The organism is Shewanella sp. MSW (assembly GCF_007636515.1).
GTDB classification, from domain to species: domain Bacteria; phylum Pseudomonadota; class Gammaproteobacteria; order Enterobacterales; family Shewanellaceae; genus Shewanella; species Shewanella indica.
The window spans coordinates 31,487-51,332 of sequence record NZ_LVDR01000015.1; the positions used below are offsets into that span (position 1 = coordinate 31,487).

18 protein-coding genes are annotated in these 19,846 nt (G+C 53.0%); 3 read left to right on the forward strand and 15 right to left on the reverse strand.

Translation table 11 applies throughout. The features are described 5' to 3' along the window. Positions 1 to 82: 82 nt before the first annotated feature. The gene (gene cctA / locus AYI96_RS15410; RefSeq protein WP_039032738.1) at positions 83 to 430 is read right to left on the reverse strand and encodes a tetraheme c-type cytochrome CctA; all 348 of its coding nucleotides are present in this window, start codon (positions 428 to 430) and stop codon (positions 83 to 85) included. Between the two features lie 304 nt (positions 431 to 734). Continuing rightward, positions 735 to 1,601, reverse strand: a complete 867-nt coding sequence (htpX, locus tag AYI96_RS15415) for a protease HtpX (protein ID WP_039032737.1) — start codon at positions 1,599 to 1,601, stop codon at positions 735 to 737. 286 nt (positions 1,602 to 1,887) lie between these two features. Between htpX and pepE the strand changes: the two genes are divergently transcribed. Continuing rightward, positions 1,888 to 2,598: a dipeptidase PepE gene (gene pepE, locus AYI96_RS15420; protein ID WP_039032736.1), complete on the forward strand. Its 711-nt coding sequence runs from the start codon at positions 1,888 to 1,890 to the stop codon at positions 2,596 to 2,598. 46 nt (positions 2,599 to 2,644) lie between these two features. Here the strand turns inward: pepE and bioD are convergent, their stop codons facing one another. Genes bioD through bioB form a run of 4 tightly spaced genes read right to left on the reverse strand, consistent with a single transcriptional unit; the run spans position 2,645 to position 6,371 of the window. Beyond that, a complete protein-coding gene (gene bioD / locus AYI96_RS15425) occupies positions 2,645 to 3,334 on the reverse strand; it encodes a dethiobiotin synthase (RefSeq protein WP_039032872.1) in 690 nt (229 codons plus the stop codon). A 37-nt stretch (positions 3,335 to 3,371) separates the two neighbouring features. Continuing rightward, positions 3,372 to 4,163, reverse strand: coding sequence for a methyltransferase domain-containing protein (locus AYI96_RS15430; RefSeq protein ID WP_039032735.1), 792 nt, complete (start codon positions 4,161 to 4,163; stop codon positions 3,372 to 3,374). Next, on the reverse strand, positions 4,160 to 5,305 hold the full coding sequence (locus AYI96_RS15435; protein WP_039032734.1) for an aminotransferase class I/II-fold pyridoxal phosphate-dependent enzyme: 1,146 nt from the start codon (positions 5,303 to 5,305) through the stop codon (positions 4,160 to 4,162). Before AYI96_RS15435 ends, AYI96_RS15430 begins: the two co-directional genes overlap by 4 nt. A gap of 1 nt (position 5,306) precedes the next feature. Then, positions 5,307 to 6,371: a biotin synthase BioB gene (bioB, locus tag AYI96_RS15440; RefSeq protein WP_039032871.1), complete on the reverse strand. Its 1,065-nt coding sequence runs from the start codon at positions 6,369 to 6,371 to the stop codon at positions 5,307 to 5,309. A 174-nt stretch (positions 6,372 to 6,545) separates the two neighbouring features. On the opposite strand from bioB, the gene bioA reads away from it, so the two are divergent. After that, positions 6,546 to 7,862: an adenosylmethionine--8-amino-7-oxononanoate transaminase gene (gene bioA / locus AYI96_RS15445; protein ID WP_039032733.1), complete on the forward strand. Its 1,317-nt coding sequence runs from the start codon at positions 6,546 to 6,548 to the stop codon at positions 7,860 to 7,862. 112 nt (positions 7,863 to 7,974) lie between these two features. On the opposite strand, the gene AYI96_RS15450 is transcribed toward bioA, so the two are convergent. From AYI96_RS15450 to cobB, 3 genes are all read right to left on the reverse strand, one after another. Continuing rightward, the gene (locus AYI96_RS15450) at positions 7,975 to 10,008 is read right to left on the reverse strand and encodes a multiheme c-type cytochrome (protein ID WP_039032732.1); all 2,034 of its coding nucleotides are present in this window, start codon (positions 10,006 to 10,008) and stop codon (positions 7,975 to 7,977) included. Between the two features lie 352 nt (positions 10,009 to 10,360). Beyond that, positions 10,361 to 10,840 carry an AAA family ATPase gene (locus tag AYI96_RS15455; RefSeq protein ID WP_039032731.1) on the reverse strand — a complete coding sequence of 160 codons (480 nt, stop codon included), beginning with the start codon at positions 10,838 to 10,840 and terminating at the stop codon, positions 10,361 to 10,363. Beyond that, positions 10,840 to 11,574: a Sir2 family NAD+-dependent deacetylase gene (gene cobB / locus AYI96_RS15460; RefSeq protein ID WP_039032730.1), complete on the reverse strand. Its 735-nt coding sequence runs from the start codon at positions 11,572 to 11,574 to the stop codon at positions 10,840 to 10,842. Before cobB ends, AYI96_RS15455 begins: the two co-directional genes overlap by 1 nt. Positions 11,575 to 11,834: 260 nt before the next feature. Here cobB and fur point away from each other — a divergent pair, with 260 nt between their 5' ends. After that, complete coding sequence (gene fur, locus AYI96_RS15465; protein WP_025011008.1) at positions 11,835 to 12,266, forward strand: ferric iron uptake transcriptional regulator; 432 nt, start codon at positions 11,835 to 11,837, stop codon at positions 12,264 to 12,266. A gap of 54 nt (positions 12,267 to 12,320) precedes the next feature. Here fur and AYI96_RS15470 read toward each other — a convergent pair whose 3' ends face one another. The 6 genes from AYI96_RS15470 to sucA all read right to left on the reverse strand — a co-directional run bounded on the left by AYI96_RS15470 (position 12,321) and on the right by sucA (position 19,778). After that, on the reverse strand, positions 12,321 to 12,602 hold the full coding sequence (locus AYI96_RS15470) for a hypothetical protein (protein ID WP_039032729.1): 282 nt from the start codon (positions 12,600 to 12,602) through the stop codon (positions 12,321 to 12,323). A gap of 91 nt (positions 12,603 to 12,693) precedes the next feature. After that, positions 12,694 to 13,107 carry a nucleoside diphosphate kinase regulator gene (gene rnk, locus AYI96_RS15475; RefSeq protein WP_039032728.1) on the reverse strand — a complete coding sequence of 138 codons (414 nt, stop codon included), beginning with the start codon at positions 13,105 to 13,107 and terminating at the stop codon, positions 12,694 to 12,696. 505 nt (positions 13,108 to 13,612) lie between these two features. Further along, a complete protein-coding gene (gene sucD / locus AYI96_RS15480) occupies positions 13,613 to 14,485 on the reverse strand; it encodes a succinate--CoA ligase subunit alpha (protein WP_025011011.1) in 873 nt (290 codons plus the stop codon). Continuing rightward, entirely contained in the window at positions 14,485 to 15,651 is a 1,167-nt protein-coding gene (gene sucC, locus AYI96_RS15485) for an ADP-forming succinate--CoA ligase subunit beta (RefSeq protein WP_039032727.1), read from the reverse strand. The genes sucD and sucC overlap by 1 nt, the downstream gene beginning before the upstream one ends. A 77-nt stretch (positions 15,652 to 15,728) precedes the next feature. Continuing rightward, the gene (odhB, locus tag AYI96_RS15490; protein ID WP_039032726.1) at positions 15,729 to 16,925 is read right to left on the reverse strand and encodes a 2-oxoglutarate dehydrogenase complex dihydrolipoyllysine-residue succinyltransferase; all 1,197 of its coding nucleotides are present in this window, start codon (positions 16,923 to 16,925) and stop codon (positions 15,729 to 15,731) included. 30 nt (positions 16,926 to 16,955) lie between these two features. Beyond that, on the reverse strand, positions 16,956 to 19,778 hold the full coding sequence (gene sucA / locus AYI96_RS15495) for a 2-oxoglutarate dehydrogenase E1 component (protein WP_039032725.1): 2,823 nt from the start codon (positions 19,776 to 19,778) through the stop codon (positions 16,956 to 16,958). Positions 19,779 to 19,846 lie beyond the last annotated feature (68 nt).

Sequence of the window (19,846 nt, forward strand, 5' to 3'; positions counted from 1 at the left end):
ACCACACAGAGCCAGAGATAAGCACAAGCCAGAAACAATAACGCCGGCATCAAGCCGGCGTTGTCATTCGTGCGATATGCGCTTACTTCAGAGTGCTTTCCGAAGTACGGCCGTCATCGTGGCAGCTATCGCAGGTAGGCTTCTGACCTACGTTCATGTCATGGGGAGCGTGGCAGTCAGCACACATCAAAGCGCCATCGTGTGGCTTGTGTACCGCGTCCATTTCTGCCAGCGAACCGTGACAGCTCTGACACTGTTCAAATTCATAGGCGCCATCAGCTGAAGGGGAACCATCGGCATGACAGCTTTCACAGCCACCCATATCCGCGTGGAAATCTGACAGTTTCTGATCTTCTGCAAAAGCAGATGGTGACATGGCCAGCGCGGCCAAACCGGCACCGAACAACACACTTAAGAGTTTCTTGCTCACAATAATATCCTCCGATGATGACAGTCGAGCAAAGGTTCTTATGTCAGGTATGACCTTTGTCTCACTATCAGTAAATAGCACGACTTGGATTAACTTAGCCAAGCTTTTGCCAATTGGCAAACTAATTCTGAGTCGCCGCCACTTTAACAACTTGCGCAAAAGCAAAATGTGCGCTGAATCATGTAACCATCGGTTAATTACGGAATTTTACATTTCGTTTACCTATAAACATCTGTATCAATAAGCGTTTCAAGCGCATAAAAAAGGAGACCAACAGGTCTCCTTTAGAGAAAGTATCGCTGAATTATCCGCGGTTTCTCAGCGCTTCAATACGCTTTTCAAGCGGTGGGTGACTCATAAAGAGTTCAGTCATTGAACGCTTGCCATTGATACCGAAGGCCGACATATTGGCCGGCATGGCACCGGTTTCCGGCCCGGTACGCAGACGTTCAAGGGCAGCAATCATCTTGTTCTTACCGGCAAGGCGAGCGGCACCTTCGTCGGCGCGGAACTCACGAATGCGGGAGAAGTATGCCACCACAATGGATGCCAGAATACCAAACAGCATATCCAGCACAAATACCACAGCCATGTAAGCGATAGTGCCCAGGCCTTCACCCTCTTCATCGTTGCTGGCAACAAAGTTGTTGACGATACCGGCAACCACGCGGGCGGCGAAGATAACAAAGGTGTTCACCACGCCCTGGATCAGGGTCAGTGTCACCATGTCACCGTTGGCCACGTGGCTGACTTCGTGCGCCAGTACGGCTTCGACTTCATCGGCGCTCATACCGTAAAGCAAACCTGTACTCACGGCTACCAGAGAGTTGTTTTTACTTGGGCCTGTAGCAAAGGCGTTCAGTTCAGGCGATTGGTAGATGGCCACTTCCGGCATCTTAATCCCGGCCTGCTGCGCCTGACGGGCTACGGTCTCGAGCAACCAACGCTCTGTGTTATCACGGGGCTGAGTGATCACCTCACAACCCATAGTTTTCTTGGCCATCCATTTGGAAATCGCCAAGCTGATAAAGGCGCCACCAAAACCGAAGATCGCCGCAAATACCAGCAAGCCACCCATGGTTTGAGTATTGACACCCAAAATAGACATGACAATCGATGCCACCAACAGAATGGCAAGGTTAGTCAAAATCAATAGAAATACACGCTTCATATCAGCTCCTGTAAGGTACCCTTGTACCGGAATTGCGTCATTGCAGACATAATATGTCCACTTGGCGGGAATTCAAGAGGAAAAAGGTAAATTATTGTTTAGCTTTCTGCCTAAACGCCCCGGCTACGCAGAGGAAGCAGTCTAGGTAGAGTTGATTAAATCAAACTTAATCAATTGCCGAGTGCGGCTTTTTAACGCGACCAAAAGCACCTGTGGCGATTGTTGAGTGTAAAGGCTTTTTGTTACCATCAAGCAACGCAAATCAATCTGAAGGACAGCGACGATTATGACAATAAATACCCTGCTGCTCAGCAGCTCCCGCGCTGGCGATACCCCCTACCTGGAACATGCCCTGCCCTATATTGAGCCCATGGCAGAAAAAGCCCGCAAGTGGATATTTATCCCTTATGCCGGTGTCAGCATGAGCTACGACAACTATCTGGAAGCCGTGGTTAATGGCCTGGCACCATTGAGGCTGGATATCTCCTCTATCCATCAACATGGCGACCCCAAGCAGGCCATTCGCGATGCTGACGGCATTCTGGTTGGCGGTGGCAACACCTTCCACCTGTTGCATGAGTTGTACCGCTACGACCTGCTGCATCTGATCAAAGAGGAAGTCGCCGCCGGCAAACCCTATATCGGCTGGAGTGCAGGCTCAAATATTGCCGGCCTCAGCATACGTACCACCAATGATATGCCTATTATAGAGCCGCCATCATTCAGTGCCCTTGGCCTGCTGCCACTGCAAATCAATCCGCATTACAGCAACTACAAAACGCCGGGGCACAATGGTGAAACCCGGGCCCAGCGCTTGCTTGAGTTTACTTGTGTCGATCCCAAGACGCCGGTACTGGCCATCCAGGAAGGCAGCGCCCTGTTGCTTAAGGACAATAAACTGAGTCTTTTGGGAGATAAGGAAGCTTATCTGTTCAGCGGTGTAGAGCAGGAGATCCCCGTGCCTGTAGGCAGTGATCTTTCCAATCTATTGAGCTAAAAAAACCTCGGCCCCACGGGGCCTTGCTGCTTTTTAACTCCAGGGCTCAAGCATGCGCTTTGGCCAGCAGAGGGCTCAAATCCAGGTGCTGAGACATGGCCTCGGCACTGGGATGAGCCAGATGCGGCACCACTCCCAACAGCGGCGCCTGCATCAAGTCTTTAAGGCTGGCCAGGTTTTCATCGAAGCGACTCATATCGGCTTCGGCGCGGTTGGCGACCCAACCGGCGATTTCAAGTCCATCGGCGCGGATCACCTCCTGGGTCAACACCGCATGATTAAGACAGCCAAGCTTCATTCCGACCACCAGAATCACGGGCAGAGCCAGTCCCTGCACCGCTTCCGATAAGAAACGCCCCTCCCCCAAAGGCAAACGCCAACCGCCGGCCCCTTCTATCAGGCAGAAATCAGCCATGGCAAACTGGGTAAAATCCAGCGCCGCCAGTACCGCCTCTGGGCTGATATCCAGGCCGAGATCGGCGGCAGCAATATGAGGGGCAATCGCCGGCTCAAAACTGAAAGGATTTACCTTGTCGTACTGCAGTTTCAGAGTGGATTCATCCATCAAGGCCAGGGCGTCCGGGTTTCTCAGCCCGTAAGGAGTGTTATGGCAACCCGAGGCCAGAGGTTTGACCCCCAAGGTTTTCAAGCCATGCTCGACTCGTGCCTTATGCAGCAGAGCGGCTCCGACCTGAGTCTTGCCACTGTCGGTATCTGTACCTGTTACAAAAAAAATCATCGCTGAACTACCCCTACAGCCAAAACATCAATGGTTATTTTCGAGCCTGAACCATTACTATCCTGTATGTCAGCGGCAATCCCTTGTCCGTTCTAAGGACCTCGGCCTGCCCGTTAAGTGTATGCCAAAAACCCTTTCCCTTGAGCCCGGCGCCTGAGTTTTTGTCGGCGCCGACTGAAGCGCCGACCCCCTTGATGGAGTAAAGCAATTCCCTGAGATTGGCAAAGTGGCACTGGAAGGTGCGGCTTTGCGTGTGCAAGCTCTGCCAGGGATGCTGGCCCAGCGCTTGCGCCAACATATCCTCGGCTGCAAACGCCTTGACTCGCAGCCCCAGCGTCTGTAATTCGGGCAAACTGCCGCGGGCTACTATGGCAAGGCGCGCCGAGCCGCCCGGGCGCATAACCCGAAAAATCTCTGCCAAGGCGGCCGGAATATCGCCGCACCACTGCAGCGCCAGATTGGAATAAACCGCATCAAAGCTGTTGTCGCCAAAGGGAAGCTGCTCGGCATCGCCACAAACAGCCTGATAATAGGGGAAGTTTCCCTTCAGCTGCTTGAGCATTCCGCTGGCGATATCCAGGGCGGTCACGCTTTGGGGGCCGAGCGTGGCAAAAGCCGTGCCCGGACCTGCACCTATATCCAGCAGTTTTCCTGAGTGTAGGCAATCGTTCCAGTCAAGTAAGGCTTCGGCCGTCAGACGCTGCACCTTATTGTGGCGCTCATAAGCGCTTGCCGCCTTGGAAAAGCGCCCGGCGACGTCACCAAGCGGCACGGATTGCACCAGGCCTGCGTGACTAGCCAGAGGCTCATGACTCATGTTGCTCATGCCATCAGCTCCGCCAGTGCCGAGGCCAAGGCCAGTATATCCTGCTCCCTGTGCTCGGCGCTCAGGGTAATACGCAGTCTGGCACTGCCTTGGGGGACTGTGGGGGGCCGAATCGCCCCCACCAGGAAGCCGCGTTCCAAAAGCCTTGCCGCAAGCGCCATACACCTGCCACTCTCTCCCACCAACAGAGGTTGAATTGGCGACTCAGATGGCATCAAGGAGATCCCCGCCGCTTGGCAGCTGCGGCGAAACAAAGCGATATTGGCGTTGAGGCGCTCGAGCAAGGGCTCTTGCAGGATCAGCTCCAGAGCCTCGAGTACGCCCATACAGCAGGCCGGTGACAGCGCGGTGGAATAGATGTATTCACGGGCATTGGCCACCAGATAGTCTATCAATTCCTGCGAGCCCACAATCGCCGCGCCCTGACCACCGAGCGCCTTGCCAAATGTCACCAAGCGGGCAAATACCGGCAAGGGTGAAGACTCAAATAGGCCGAAGCCGTGGGCATCATCGAGAATAAGCGGGCTGCAGTGCTCTTGGCACAAGTGGCTCAATTTACCAAGCGGCGCCCTGTCGCCATCCATGCTGAACACGGTTTCGGTGAGCACAGCGCTGCCGGGATGCCGGGCCAAAAGCGTTGTGGCGGCCGCCATATCGTTATGGGCAAAACGCCGTATTTTGGCCTTTGAGTCACGCAGGCCATCTATCATGGAGGCGTGCACCAATTTGTCGGCAATCACTGTATCTTCGGCGCTAAACAGGGTTTTCATCAGCGCAGTGTTGGCGGCAAAACCACAACTGAACAGTAACGCCGCTTCTGCACCGAGTGCCCGGCACAGACCTTGTTCCAGCTTGAGATGCGCCTCGCTGTAACCTGAAACCAGAGGTGAAGCGCCGCTGCCGCAGCCATAGAGAGTTGCCCCCTTGGCAAGCGCAGAGATGACCTTGGGATGACGGGCCAGGCCCAGATAATCATTGGCGGCAAAATCCAGCAATGGTTTGCCACTATCTGTTGCATGGGCAACAGGATGCAATAGTCGCTCACGGCCAGGCGCTGCAGCGAAGCAGCGCCTTTGCCTGAGCAAGCCGCCGCGCGCAAGCTCCTCACGGCGGTGGGCCATTTTGTCCAGCAATGAGGTCAAGTTACAGGGCTCCGGCGTCGTAAAACTGTCCCTGAGCCTTGTTATTGATAGCCTCTGCCTTGGCCGCAACGCGGGCTATTTCGGCGCCCTCTTCCTCGACCGTGGCGGCCTTGCCTTGCTCCGGGGTCAATCCCAGACGGCGGAACAGGCTCATATCGTCATTTTCTTCCGGGTTGGCGGTGGTCAACAGCTTGCACCCATAGAAAATCGAGTTGGCCCCGGCAAAGAAACACATGGCCTGCAGCTCATCTGTCATATTTTCACGCCCGGCCGACAAGCGAACCCGCGACAAAGGCATCATGATTCTGGCCACGGCTATGGTGCGCACAAACTCCAGTGGATCCAGGTCGTCCAGGCTATCCAGCGGCGTACCGGCCACCTTGACCAACATATTGATAGGCACAGAGTCGGGATGTTGCTCCAGATTGGCCAATTGCTGCAGCAAACCCGCCCTGTCGGTGGCCTGCTCGCCCATGCCGACAATCCCGCCGGAGCACACCTTCATACCGGCGGCGCGCACATTGGCCAGGGTGTCCAACCGCTGCTGATAGGTGCGGGTGGTGATGATGTCACCATAGTATTCCGGCGAGGTATCCAAGTTATGGTTGTAGTAATCCAGCCCGGCTTCGGCCAGCTCGTTGGCCTGGTTTTCGCTGAGCATACCCAGAGTCATACAGGTTTCCATTCCCAGGGATTTAACCTCCTGCACCATCTGCTTGAGATAAGGCATATCGCGCTCATGGGGGTTACGCCAGGCGGCTCCCATGCAGAAGCGGGTCGCCCCGGCTGCCTTGGCACTTCTGGCCTCTGTCAGTACCTTTTCCATCTCCAGCAGACGCTCTTTTTCCAACCCTGTGTCGTAGCGGGCGCTCTGGGGACAATATTTACAGTCTTCCGGACAGGCCCCCGTCTTGATTGACAACAGACGACTGACCTGAACTTCATTGGGATTGAAATGGGTTCTGTGCACGCTGTGGGCACGAAACAACAAATCATTCATCGGCAGGGCAAAGAGGGCTTCAACCTCTTCGCGGCGCCAGTCATGGCGCAGCTCTGTATTGGACATATTCTGTGTTACCTGAGTCTGATCTATTTGTTGCTGAAGCCGATTTTGCCGATTAATCCATCGGGCTCCGGGTTCAGTTGGCTGCTTGAAGGCCTGAATTATTTTCGTTAGCATACCCGCGACACTCTCACTGTCAACGCCAACCAGTTGCACAGGTTTACCTTTGGTTAATATATGAGCATAGATTATCGTTTTGACCGTCAGCATATCTGGCATCCTTACACTTCCATGAGCCACACCCTACCCGTTTATGGGGTCAAAGCCGCCAAGGGCGTACGCCTGACGCTGGAGGATGGTCGCGAGCTCATCGACGGCACCAGTTCCTGGTGGGCCTGCGTCCATGGTTACAGCCACCCGGCAATTCTCAGCGCCATGGAAGAGCAACTCAAACGCCTGAGCCATGTGATGTTCGGAGGGATCACCCATGAGAGCGCCATAGAACTGTGTCGCCAACTCATCACTATTACCCCGGAGCCATTGACCAAGGTGTTCCTGGCTGACTCAGGCTCCATTGCGGTGGAGGTGGCGCTGAAGATGGCACTGCAATACTGGCAAGGACAAAACAAGACAGAAAAAAACCGCATCATGACGGTCAAGCAGGGCTACCATGGCGACACATTCGCCGCCATGAGCGTCTGCGACCCGGAGGGCGGCATGCACACCATGTTTGGTGACAATGTGGCCCGGCAACTGTTTGCCCCGGCGCCGAGTACACCCTTCGGTGAAGCCGCTAAAGCAGATGACATCGCCGGACTCGAGGCCATGCTGGCCGAACACGGCAAACAAACCGCCGCGCTGATCCTCGAACCCATAATGCAAGGTGCCGGTGGCATGTGGTTTTACAGCGCCGACTATCTCAAGGCAGCAAGAGCCCTGTGCGACAAGTACGATGTACTGCTGATCCTGGATGAAATCGCCACAGGTTTTGGCCGCACCGGTAAGCTGTTTGCCTGCGAACACGCCGACATAGCGCCGGACATCATGTGTGTCGGTAAGGCGCTCACCGGCGGCTATATCAGTCTGGCGGCGACGCTGTGCAGCGATAAAGTGGCGGCCGGCATAGACAGCTCCCCTGCCGGCGTATTTATGCATGGGCCGACCTTTATGGCCAATCCTCTGGCCTGTAGTGCTGCCCGCGCCAGCCTGGCCCTGCTGGCAAACGGTGAGTGGCAAGCTCAGGTCAAGGCCATTGAAACTCAGCTTAAACAGGAACTGGCACCGGCAGCAGCACTGCCGGAAGTCAAAGCAGTACGGGTGCTTGGCGCCGTCGGCGTACTGGAGATGCACAGACAGGTCAATACCGCCGCGCTGCAGGCCGAATTTGTTGCCCGCGGCGTGTGGATCCGCCCCTTTGGTAAACTCATCTATATCATGCCGCCCTATGGTATCAGCGCAGAAGAGCTGAGCTGCCTGAGCCGGGCCATGCTGGAAGTGGCCGCACTGACGAGCAAGCAAAATCAAGATGACAGCGCCTTCGTCAGTCACGGCTGAGCCCGCTACACCTCAACTCTACTCTGGACAGCAAAAAAAGCGGCTCAAATGAGCCGCTTTGTCTTGAGGTAAACCAAGCCTTGCAGGGAATGTTTACTCAATAAAACGCTAATTAGAACTTATGGTACTTATCGATACCAAAGGTTCTGCCTGTGTCATGACAAGTCGCACAGGATTCGGCACTTGGCTGCTTGAACCACTCAACCGCCGGAATATCCACGCTGATATCACCGCCGTTCTGGCTCATGTGTGCCTTGGCTGAATCACTGGTGTGGCAGGCATAACAGTTTGCGGTGACCGGGCTGGTCATCTTGCTGCCGGGCTCCAGAATATACTGGTTGGGCACAGCGGCCAGCGACAGGCCATCCTGGTGACAGGCCACACAACTGCTGGCCGGTGCAATCGCTGCGGCGCCGTTGGCTTTTCCTGTCTGACTCCAGTTACCATCGGCATCCTGAGCCACTTCACCGACGGTTGCCCCCTTACCCCAGTGCCAGCTGTGGATCATGGGACCGAAGCCGGCACCATAATCGGCACTGGTACGGGCCATTCCGTTGCCGTGACAAGCAATACAACCCTTACCACCGTTATCGAACTCACCGTTCTTGTGGAAGGCAGTCACATCGTTATGACAGGTAATGCAGCTGCTGTCGGCCACCACCTGACGCCGATCAAAGCCGGAGATCTTGCTGCCATCGGCCGGATTGACGACATCTGAGTAAGCTGTGAAGGAGACCCCCATGGAGCCGTCATAGCCATTGGCACGAATGCGATCGCGAGTTTGACCACGTACCTTGCCATCATAGTACTGCCAACCTTCGCTGGAGAAAGTCACCCGCGCCGAGAACATATAACCGGCATTCTCATAACCTGCGGCTATGTTGGCCGCCGCATAACACACAGTGCGGGTACCATCGGCATTGTCCGTCTTGGTTTCTGAGTTACGGGCGCCCGGGCGGCCCACCAGGCCATGGTTGTCATAGGCATGCAGATATGCGCCGGCATAGACTATCGGCTTGGCGGCAACATAACCGGCGTCGGCAGGGTCGGCATTATAGTTGTTGCCGATATTGACCAGATTACCCTCTTTATCCTTGACACTGATGGTAGAACACCAACCACCGGCACCATCGGATTCAGGAGTAGAAAGTTCAACTGTGTAAGCCGCTCGCAGCGCTTGCAACTTGGTGATCCCCACCTTCTGCTCATGCAGCTCACGGAAATCCAGGCCATTTGAAGGCACTATATCGCCTATCGGGGTTCCTTCTTTACCATGGCAATCGATACAACCAGGGCCGGTAAAGTTGCTGTTAATAGGCGCATCTGTATGACAACTGCTGCAGTTGAGCACGCTGAAGTCTTTGCTGAACTCCCTGTGATTGATATGACCTATCCTGGATAAGGTATTGCTGGCATAACCACCGATAGAGAATCCCTCATCGTTGGTCACTGTTTTGCTGACTGAGCCATGACAAACCAAACAGCCGGCAATAAAATCTACTTCACCGTCCATGCCTTCAGCCACATAGCCGGCGTGACGACGTGGGCTCTGGGAGTAGTCCACGTGACAGGCATAACAGGCTTCTGTGGTAGTACTGAATTGACCCTCCGGCTTATTGACAACCAATGCCTTTGAACGGGCAATGGCATCATTACCGCCAACACGCAGCCAAACAATGCCTTCAGTGGCAGCATTAACACCTGCCATCGGCGCTTCAAATATATAATGTCCATCATCTACTTGAGTTAACTTGGCACCTTCTGTTGCCTGAGTTACCGCGCCGCCGACATGAACATTGTCCTCTACATTATTAATTGGATTTTCATCCCGATTGAGAATAAAACCTTTGGCAGTCAAAGCAGCCACTTTGGCCTGAACATTGGTAAGGTCATTAATTAAATTACCATTTTCATCCGTCACTTCAAACTCGTAGGTAATTGTCCCCTCACCCAAAGTATAATTAATCACTTTAACTTGGGTTTCAACCGATTGGGTTACTGGAGGATTCGTCCCGGGTTTTCCCGGTTCCCCCGGTTTACCTGGCTCACCAGGCGCACCATCTCGGCCATCATCACCATCACTGCAGCCTGCAAGCAGTATTGCCATCACCATCAAAGCAACTCTTTTCTTTTTAAATATGGTCATCTTTCTCTCCTACCCAAGCACAGGCATACTGTTTGCTCAGCCTTTGTTTTATGGCGAACAACCTCGACTCCCGAAACTCAAGCGAAAGTTATAATAATGATTAATGGGTCTATCCTGACCCGTGAAGATATTATGACCAAAAATAAAATAAAAGAGTGAGCAAAGACACAAGATATAACAAGGAAACAAATTAACACTAATACTATTATTAAAATAACCTTAAAAATAAAAACAATATTAACGACTGTCTTTGTTTTAAATAAAAGTCAACTCGGCTATTTCTTTAGTAGAACCATTTTATACCGATATATTGCAATTTCTGAAACCAGATATTTTAATTCCCGCCAAGAAGTTATTTTTCAATTGTCTGAAATTGGCTGGCCATTCTTTGAATGGATTTAAGACTGACACCATGTTTATTTCGCTCGGCACACTCTTGCAGATGTGTTTTGCAACGCACATCACCAATCTGCTGAATATGCACTCGGTAACCCAAAGCCTTCGCAGCCGCTTGATAGGCAGCGAACTCCCACAGCGCCATGTTGGTATTATCACAGATAACCACAGGCACCCCGGTTGCCAATGCCTCGATGAAACGACTCAGATTGAGTTGATGAAATTCCGCCAAACGCGCAGCATCGAAACAATAACGGTCATTTCGATAAAAGAAACGGTCGGTTGAGCAAAGGCCCTTCTCAGTAATACACTGTACAAGCTCTACAGATAGTTCCTGGATAAACTGACGAACCCAGTAGGATTTGCCGCTACCCGGCAGACCGCGCATTATGATCGCCAAGCGACTGTTACCATCGATAGTACGTGGCTCAGGCATCAGTTATGCCCGGTTTGGTTACAGATAGACTGACCCGCAAGAATACGCTCCACCAGTGGCGCTACCATCTCACTGGCCTTTCCTTGTAAATGGATCTGAAACTGGCTGTGTCTGTCTGCCGGCATCAGATTGACCTCAACGGTGAGCGCACCATGGTGATTGGCGCTATCGACAAAACCGGCAGCGGGATAGACAGTGCCAGAGGTGCCAATGGCAATGAAGAGATCGCAGTGATCCAGCGCATCGTGAATTCTATCCATTCCCAGAGGCATTTCACCGAACCAAACCACGTGAGGCCGCAAACGCTGAGCTGGAATACAGCAAGTGCAGGTATTCTCAGGCCCGAAGGGTTCGTGCAATGTAAAAGTTTGCCGGGAGCGCGGACAACGCCCTTTGGAAAGCTCGCCGTGCATATGCAGCAAGCGCCTGGAGCCTGCTCTCTCGTGCAGATCGTCTATGTTTTGGGTGACAATAAGCAGCTCCCCCTCAAACTCTTGCTCAAGGCGAGAGAGCGCCGTATGAGCAGCGTTGGGTTCTATATTGCCCGAATGCAGTTGTTGCCAACGACCATTGTAAAAACGTTCAACCAGCTCAGGGTCACGTTCATAACCTTCAGGAGTCGCCACATCCTCGATATGATGTTCTTCCCACAGGCCATCTTGATCCCTGAAGGTACGTAAACCGGACTCGGCAGAGATCCCGGCGCCGGTTAAAATCACGATTCGACGATGCATCTGGTATCCTTTTGTTTTTCTGCCATCCTGCCAATAGCGACTCAACAGCGCAATTATGCCTTGGTATAACCATACAAAATGTATGCTTAAATTGCTTGTTTTTATTCAAAATTATGCCGATTATAGCTAAGTTACCCCACAGAAGTACCAAAAGCCGGATCAGAGGTTTAAGTTTTAGAACAGTACACATATAATGGGGTCTATTATCCACGGACGAACCTATGTGTAATACCAAGGGTTCTGCAATCAAGAGATTAGCCATGACAGATGGAAATCAAGCGCTGAAGAAAGCGGGTTTGAAAATCACCCTGCCACGAGTCAAAATCCTGGAGCTGATGCAAGAACCGGAAAACCAGCATATCAGTGCCGAAGACTTATATAAGAAATTGCTGGATATCGGCGAAGAGATAGGTTTGGCTACTGTTTATCGGGTATTAAATCAGTTTGACGATGCCGGCATTGTCAGCCGCCACCACTTCGAAAGTGGCAAAGCCGTATTTGAACTCTCCACCCAACATCATCATGATCACCTGGTGTGCCTGAGCTGTGGCAAAGTGATCGAGTTTTCTGATGACCTTATCGAGCGTCGTCAGCATGAAATTGCCATGCGACACAATATCAAGCTCACCAATCACAGCCTCTACCTCTATGGCGTCTGCACCAACGACAAGTGCGATCACGGCCAAGAGTGATAATTAAAAAAACCAGCGCCAAGCGCTGGTTTTTTATTGTCGGTAATCTTGAAATTACCAATTCAAAGCCAAAGGCTCACCCTTCTTCCTTGGGCAGGCATGACTGAAAAGCATCGGGTCCGCATAACAAAGAAAACGGTTATTGGCGAAAAGCCGAAATAACCAATCTCCCTCTTCGGCGAACTGCGCCGGAGGCGTCAGATTACCCACATGCTTGGGCTCCAGACCGGCAAACTGCATCAGCTTGTCGGCATCATGTTCACTGATCAACTGTGGATCCGCCGGTAATTTACCGCTGCCGGCAGAAAAACCATTGTGGACAAAGTACTGCTTCATCTTTATCTCCTTTCCCTGTCGTTGGTACATTCCGAGTGACCTGAAGAACAATCACTCTCGTATCCGTCCAAAGCCTTACCGGCTCCGGTGCCTAGCGGTGAAAATCACCAGAACGTTCCGGTTGATAGATGATCTCTTCAATCCGCACTTTCACCATGCCACCACCGGGACCCGGCCATTCGATTTCATCTCCCTGGGCCAAGCCCAACAAGGCGCCGCCAACAGGTGCCAGAATCGAAATTTTACCGGCGCTGCCATCGGCATCTTTTGGATAAACCAGGCGCAAGGTGAACTCTTCATTTGAAGAGGACATACGAAAACGGACTTCAGAGTTCATGGTTACTACATTATCCGGCATCTCCTTGGATGGCCTGATTTCTGCCCGCTCCAGTTCAGCCTCGAGTGCTTGATGGCCGGGAAAGGCATTCGCCGGCAATGACTCCAGCAAACGCTCCAGGCGATCCATATCCACTTCAGAAATTACTATATTAGGTTGTGTACTCACAGCAATCCTCTACTTTTCAGAAAAGCCGCCTGAGCGGCCCCACATCGGGTCATCCCTTCCCCCATTGAGGGTTGACGCCAATACCCAATCGCTGAAAATCGCCTGACAGGCGTTTCAGACAAATTCAGCTTGATCTTCGAACGCTTTCGCCCCCGAATTGCACTTCAGCGCCGCATCGGGCGAACCAATACGGCGCTGAAATGGTGTTAACACGAAATCAAACCCTCTGAGTTGGCTCGGATACCCGCGTCAGTGGCTGTCTTGGCGCAACCCACGACTCGGCTCCGGATAACAACAAAGCGACAACCCCAAGAGAGATGATTAATAACAATTTGAATTTTTTATATTTTTAGCACATTAATGCACCAAGACTCCCCGAAGGAATAGCCAAGCCCCAATCTAACCTTTTCCCAATCAAATATCCAGCCGGAGGCATCAGAGCTTCATCACAGCAGCCAATAAAAAAGGCGCCTCGCGGCGCCTTTTGTGAGCTTAACGACTGTGCTTACCAGCCGGTTTTCTCACGCAGCGCGCTGCCGATTTCGGCCAGCGAGCGTACGGTAGTCACGCCCGCTGCTTCCAGAGCGGCGAACTTGTCGGCAGCAGTACCCTTACCACCGGCAATGATGGCGCCTGCATGGCCCATACGCTTACCTGCTGGCGCAGTCACACCGGCAATATAAGAGACCACTGGCTTGGTAACGTTGGCCTTGATGTAAGCCGCCGCTTCTTCTTCGGCAGTACCGCCGATTTCACCTATCATCACTATGGCCTCGGTCTGAGGATCGTTCTGGAACATTTCCAGTACGTCGATGAAGTTGGTACCAGGGATCGGGTCACCACCAATGCCCACACAGGTAGACTGGCCGAAACCTTCGTCAGTAGTCTGCTTAACGGCTTCGTAAGTCAGAGTACCGCTGCGGGAAACGATACCCACTTTACCTGGCTTGTGGATGTGACCTGGCATGATGCCTATTTTACATTCGCCGGGGGTGATAACACCTGGGCAGTTAGGACCTATCATGCGCACGCCGGTTTCTTCCAGCTTCACTTTTACCTGCAGCATATCCAGCGTCGGAATACCTTCGGTAATACAAACGATAAGCTCGATACCGCCATCTATGGCTTCCAGGATAGCATCTTTACAGAAAGGCGCAGGAACATAGATAACAGATGCAGTGGCGCCGGTGGCGGCAACAGCGTCTTTCACTGTGTTGAATACTGGCAAGCCCAAGTGAGTGGTGCCGCCTTTACCAGGAGACACACCGCCGACCATCTGAGTACCGTAGGCAATCGCCTGCTCAGAATGAAAAGTCCCCTGACCACCGGTGAAACCCTGGCAGATAACCTTGGTATCTTTGTTGATTAAAACAGACATTATTTGCCCTCCGCAGCTTTAACTACTTGCTGAGCAGCGTCGGTCAGACTTGTCGCAGCAATGATATCCAAACCTGATTCGGCGAGTACTTTAGAGCCCAGCTCGGCGTTGGTACCTTCCAGACGCACAACCACAGGCACTTTCACACCGACTTCTTTCACTGCACCGATAATACCTTCGGCGATCATGTCACAACGCACGATACCACCGAAAATGTTCACCAGAACGGCCTTCACATTGCTGTCAGACAGAATGATCTTGAAGGCTTCGGCAACACGTTCTTTGGTCGCGCCGCCACCTACGTCGAGGAAGTTGGCTGGCTTGCCGCCATGCAGGTTAACGATATCCATGGTACCCATGGCCAGACCGGCACCGTTTACCATGCAACCTACGTTACCGTCCAGAGCCACATAGTTCAGTTCGAACTTGGCTGCGTGGGCTTCACGTGGGTCGTCTTGTGAAGGATCATGCATGTCTTTGATCTTTGGCTGACGGAACAGAGCGTTACCATCTACGCCAATCTTGCCGTCCAGGCAGTGCAGGTTGCCTTCTGTGGTGATCACCAGAGGGTTGATCTCCAGCAGGGCAAAGTCATGCTCCAGGAACATGGTCGCCAGACCCATGAAGATCTTGGTGAACTGCTTGATTTGAGTTGGGTTCAGACCCAGCTTAAAGCCAAGGTCACGCGCCTGGAAAGGCTGAGGACCTGTGATAGGGTCGATAATGGCTTTGTGGATCAGCTCAGGGGTCTCTTCGGCCACCTTTTCGATTTCCACACCACCTTCGGTAGAAGCCATAAACACGACGCGGCGAGTGCCACGGTCGACAACGGCACCCAGATAGAGTTCGTTGGCGATATCAGTGCAGCTTTCAACCAGGATCTTGGCAACCGGCTGACCTTTTTCATCAGTCTGATAAGTGACCAGATTCTTGCCCAGCCAATGTTCGGCAAAGGCTCTGATCTCTTCTTTGTCGCCAGTGACTTTAACGCCACCTGCTTTACCGCGGCCACCAGCGTGCACCTGGCACTTGACTACCCACATGTTTCCGCCAATGCGACCGGCTGCTTCAACAGCTTCCTGAGCTGTGTCACAAGCATAGCCTTCTGACACTGGTAAACCATATTCGGCAAATAGGGCTTTTGCCTGATACTCATGCAAATTCATGATGATCTATCCGTATACTACGTTTTAAATCCAACCGGCCCCGAGGGGCCAGTCACGAGGTTATTGTCTGGCGGCGCTTACAAGTCCAGCAGCAGACGAGTTGGGTCTTCCAGCAGATCCTTAATAGTCACCAGGAAGCCAACTGACTCACGACCATCAATGATGCGATGGTCATATGAGAGAGCAAGGTACATCATGGGCAGGATTTCCACCTGACCATTGACTGCCATTGGGCGGTCCTTGATGGCATGCATGCCGAGGATTGCGCTCTGTGGCAGGTTCAGAATAGGCGTCGACATCAAAGAGCCAAACACACCGCCGTTGGTCACAGTGAAGTTACCACCTGTCATATCTTCCACTGTCAGCTTGCCGTCACGACCTTTAATAGCCAGTTCGCGAACCGCTTTCTCGATATCGGCCAGGCTCATGGTATCTGTGTCGCGCAGCACAGGCGTTACCAGGCCACGAGGCGTGGAAACGGCGATGCTGACATCGAAGTAGTTGTGGTACAGGATGTCGCTGCCATCGATAGAAGCGTTGACTTCTGGATAACGCTTCAGCGCTTCGGTTACTGCTTTCACGTAGAAAGACATAAAGCCAAGACGGATGCCGTGCTTCTTCTCAAAGACTTCCTGATACTTCTTACGGATGTCCATGATAGGCTTCATGTTGACCTCGTTGAAGGTGGTCAGCATGGCGGTGGAGTTCTTGGCTTCCAGCAGACGAGTGGCGATAGTCTTGCGCAGACGCGTCATAGGTACGCGTTTCTCGCTGCGATCGCCCGCCAGGGTCACAGGTGCTGTGGCAGCAGCTGCAGCCGGCTTGGCAGAGCCTGACTTAACAAAGGCTTCCACGTCTTCTTTGGTGATACGGCCACCCACACCTGTGCCCTTGATTTTAGCGGCATCCAGGTTGTGTTCGGCTATCAGGCGACGTACTGATGGGCTCAGGGCATCGTTGTTTTCTGCCGCGGCTTCTTCAGCCTTAGGGGCTGCGGCTTCAGCCTGCTCTTTGCTCACTTCCTGACCGGCAACAGCGCCGGCGACGAAGTTGGCGATAACCTGTTCGGCCAGGACGGTATCCCCTTCCTGGAACAGCAGTTCGCTGATCTGACCATCTTCGGGTGCTACAACTTCCAACACCACTTTATCTGTTTCAATATCAACCAGGTTCTGATCACGGGAAACCGGCTCACCAGGCTTAACGTGCCAAGTGGCGATAGTCGCGTCGGCAACAGATTCGGGCAGTACAGGTACCTTGATTTCGATACTCATGGAAAGCTTTCCTTTTTGTATAAATTTCTATTACTTCAGTTTTAATGCGCTAGTGATCAGTGATTCCTGCTGATGCGTATGCAACTCAGGATAGCCACAAGCCGGCGCTGCAGAGGCGTCACGGCCAGCGTAGCTGAGCTGGGCACCTTTTGGAATGGCTGCCCAGAAATGATGCTGGCTGCAATACCAGGCACCTTGGTTCTGAGGCTCTTCCTGACACCAAACAAAGTCGGTCACATGCTGATAATCTTTCAGGGCGACTGCCATCTCTTCGTGTGGGAAGGGATACAACTGCTCTACCCGCACCAAAGCGACATTATCGATATTCTCTTTGCGGCGACGCTCCAGCAGCTCGTAGTAAACCTTACCGCTACAGAACACTACGCGATCAACCTTGGCGGCATCCAGAGTATCGATTTCACCGATAACGTTCTGGAATTGACCGTTGGCCAGCTCGTCCAGGGAAGACACTGCCAGCGGATGACGCAGCAGCGACTTGGGAGACATAACCACCAGCGGACGACGCATTGGACGCACCACCTGACGACGCAGCATGTGGTAGACCTGAGCCGGAGTCGAAGGCACACAAACCTGCATATTGTGGTTGGCGCACAGCTGCAAGAAACGCTCCAGACGAGCACTTGAGTGCTCAGGCCCCTGACCTTCATAGCCGTGTGGCAGCAACATGGTCAAACCGCACAGACGGCCCCACTTCTGCTCACCAGATGACAGGAACTGGTCAATAACCACCTGGGCACAGTTGGCAAAGTCACCGAATTGGGCTTCCCAGATAGTCAGGCCACCCGGCTCAGCTGTGGCATAACCGTACTCGAACGCCAGCACTGAGGCTTCAGACAACACTGAGTCGGTGATGTCAATAGGGCCCTGCTCTTTCGCCACATGGCGCAGCGGCAGGTACGTCGTGCCATCGTTCTGGTTGTGCAGCACGGCGTGGCGATGGAAGAAGGTGCCACGACCCGAGTCCTGCCCGGTGATCCTGACTCTTTGCTTGTCCTCGAGGATGCTGGCATAGGCCAGAGTCTCGGCAAAGCCCCAGTCCATCAGCTTCTCGCCTTTGGCCATCGCAACGCGGTCGTTGTATATCTTGGCAACCCGTGAGTGCAGCTTATGACTCTCAGGTACATAGCTTATCTTGTCGGCCAGATTCTGCAGACGCTCCAGCGTCATACCGGATTCAAACGACTCATCCCATTCGCGGTTCAAATAAGGAGTCCAGTCCACAGTGTGCAGCGTCATTGGACGCCACTCTTTGACCACACAATCCCCTTGATCCAGGGCATCACGATAGTTATTGATCATGGCGGTAACATCGTCGGCCGCAATGCTGTTCTCGGCAATCAACTTGTCGGCGTAGATCTTACGTGGCGTTGGGTGCTTCTTGATCTTGGCGTACATCAGTGGCTGAGTCGCACTGGGCTCATCGGCCTCGTTGTGGCCGTGACGGCGATAACATACCAATTCGATAACCACATCACGCTTAAAGGTGTTGCGGTAATCCACGGCCAACTGAGAGACAAAAGCTACGGCCTCAGGATCGTCGGCATTAACATGAAAAATTGGCGCCTGCACCATCTTGGCGATATCGGTACAGTATTCGGTAGAACGCACATCCTGGTGGTTGGAGGTGGTAAAGCCCACCTGGTTGTTGACCACGATGCGGATAGAGCCGCCGACTTTAAAGCCACGGGTCTGAGACATGTTAAATGTCTCTTGCACAATACCCTGTCCGGCAATGGCCGAGTCACCATGAATGGTAATTGGCATTACCTGCAAGCCATCTTCACTGCCGCGGCGATCCAGTCTGGCGCGCACCGAGCCCATCACGACCGGGTTAACGATTTCCAGATGTGAGGGGTTAAACGCCAATGCCAGGTGAACATTGCCACCTGGTGTTTCAAAATCGGAAGAGAAGCCCTGATGGTACTTAACGTCCCCTGAACCCAGCGTCTCATGATGCTTGCCGGCAAACTCATCGAAGAGTTCGGCAGGACGCTTGCCCAGAATGTTAACCAAAACGTTAAGACGGCCTCGGTGAGCCATGCCCACGACTATCTCTTTGGTACCCGCTTCACCGGCACGATAGATAATTTCGCGCATCATAGGCACCAGTGCATCACCCCCTTCGAGGGAGAAGCGCTTGGCGCCGGGGAATTTGGCACCCAAATACTTTTCCATGCCTTCGGCGGCATTCAATCCTTCAAGGATCCGGGTCTTGACTGCCTTATCATAGCTGCCCTTACCCAGTGAAGGTTCGAGACGTTGCTGGATCCAACGTTTCTCTTCGGTGTCGGTGATATGCATATATTCGGCGCCGATAGAGCCGCAATAGGTCGCCTTGAGCGCCTTCACCAGCTCACCCAATTTCAGGGTGTCACCGCCATAAGCAAAAGAACCTGTGTTGAATTCCCGCTCCATGTCCTCACTGGTCAAGCCGTGGAACGCCGGATCCAATTCGGCAACTGTGTCGCGCTTCCACAGTTCCAACGGGTCCAGATTGGCACTCTGGTGACCACGGAAACGGTAGGCATTGATCAATTGCAGAACTTTTACCTGCTTGGCATCGACATCAGGATCGGACACGCGGCTGGTACCTTTACTGCGGCCTTCCTGTGCGAGGGAGCGAAAATAGTCACGGATCTTGGAGTGAGAAGCTTCGGGTACATCAGCAGAGGCACCGTTCACGGGAGGGAGTTGCTCAAACACCGCACGCCAGTCGTCAGATACCGAGGTGGGGTCTTCTTGGTAGGCTTCATACATCTCTTCAACGTAGGTCGAGTTCGCCCCACTCAAGTGAGATGATTCGAGCCAGGCTTTCATGCTGCCTTGGTGCATTTCTTATCCTTTCAAACTTGATACACGTGCTTAGCCATATTTTCCCTGCCTTGGCAGGGTCTCAGCCG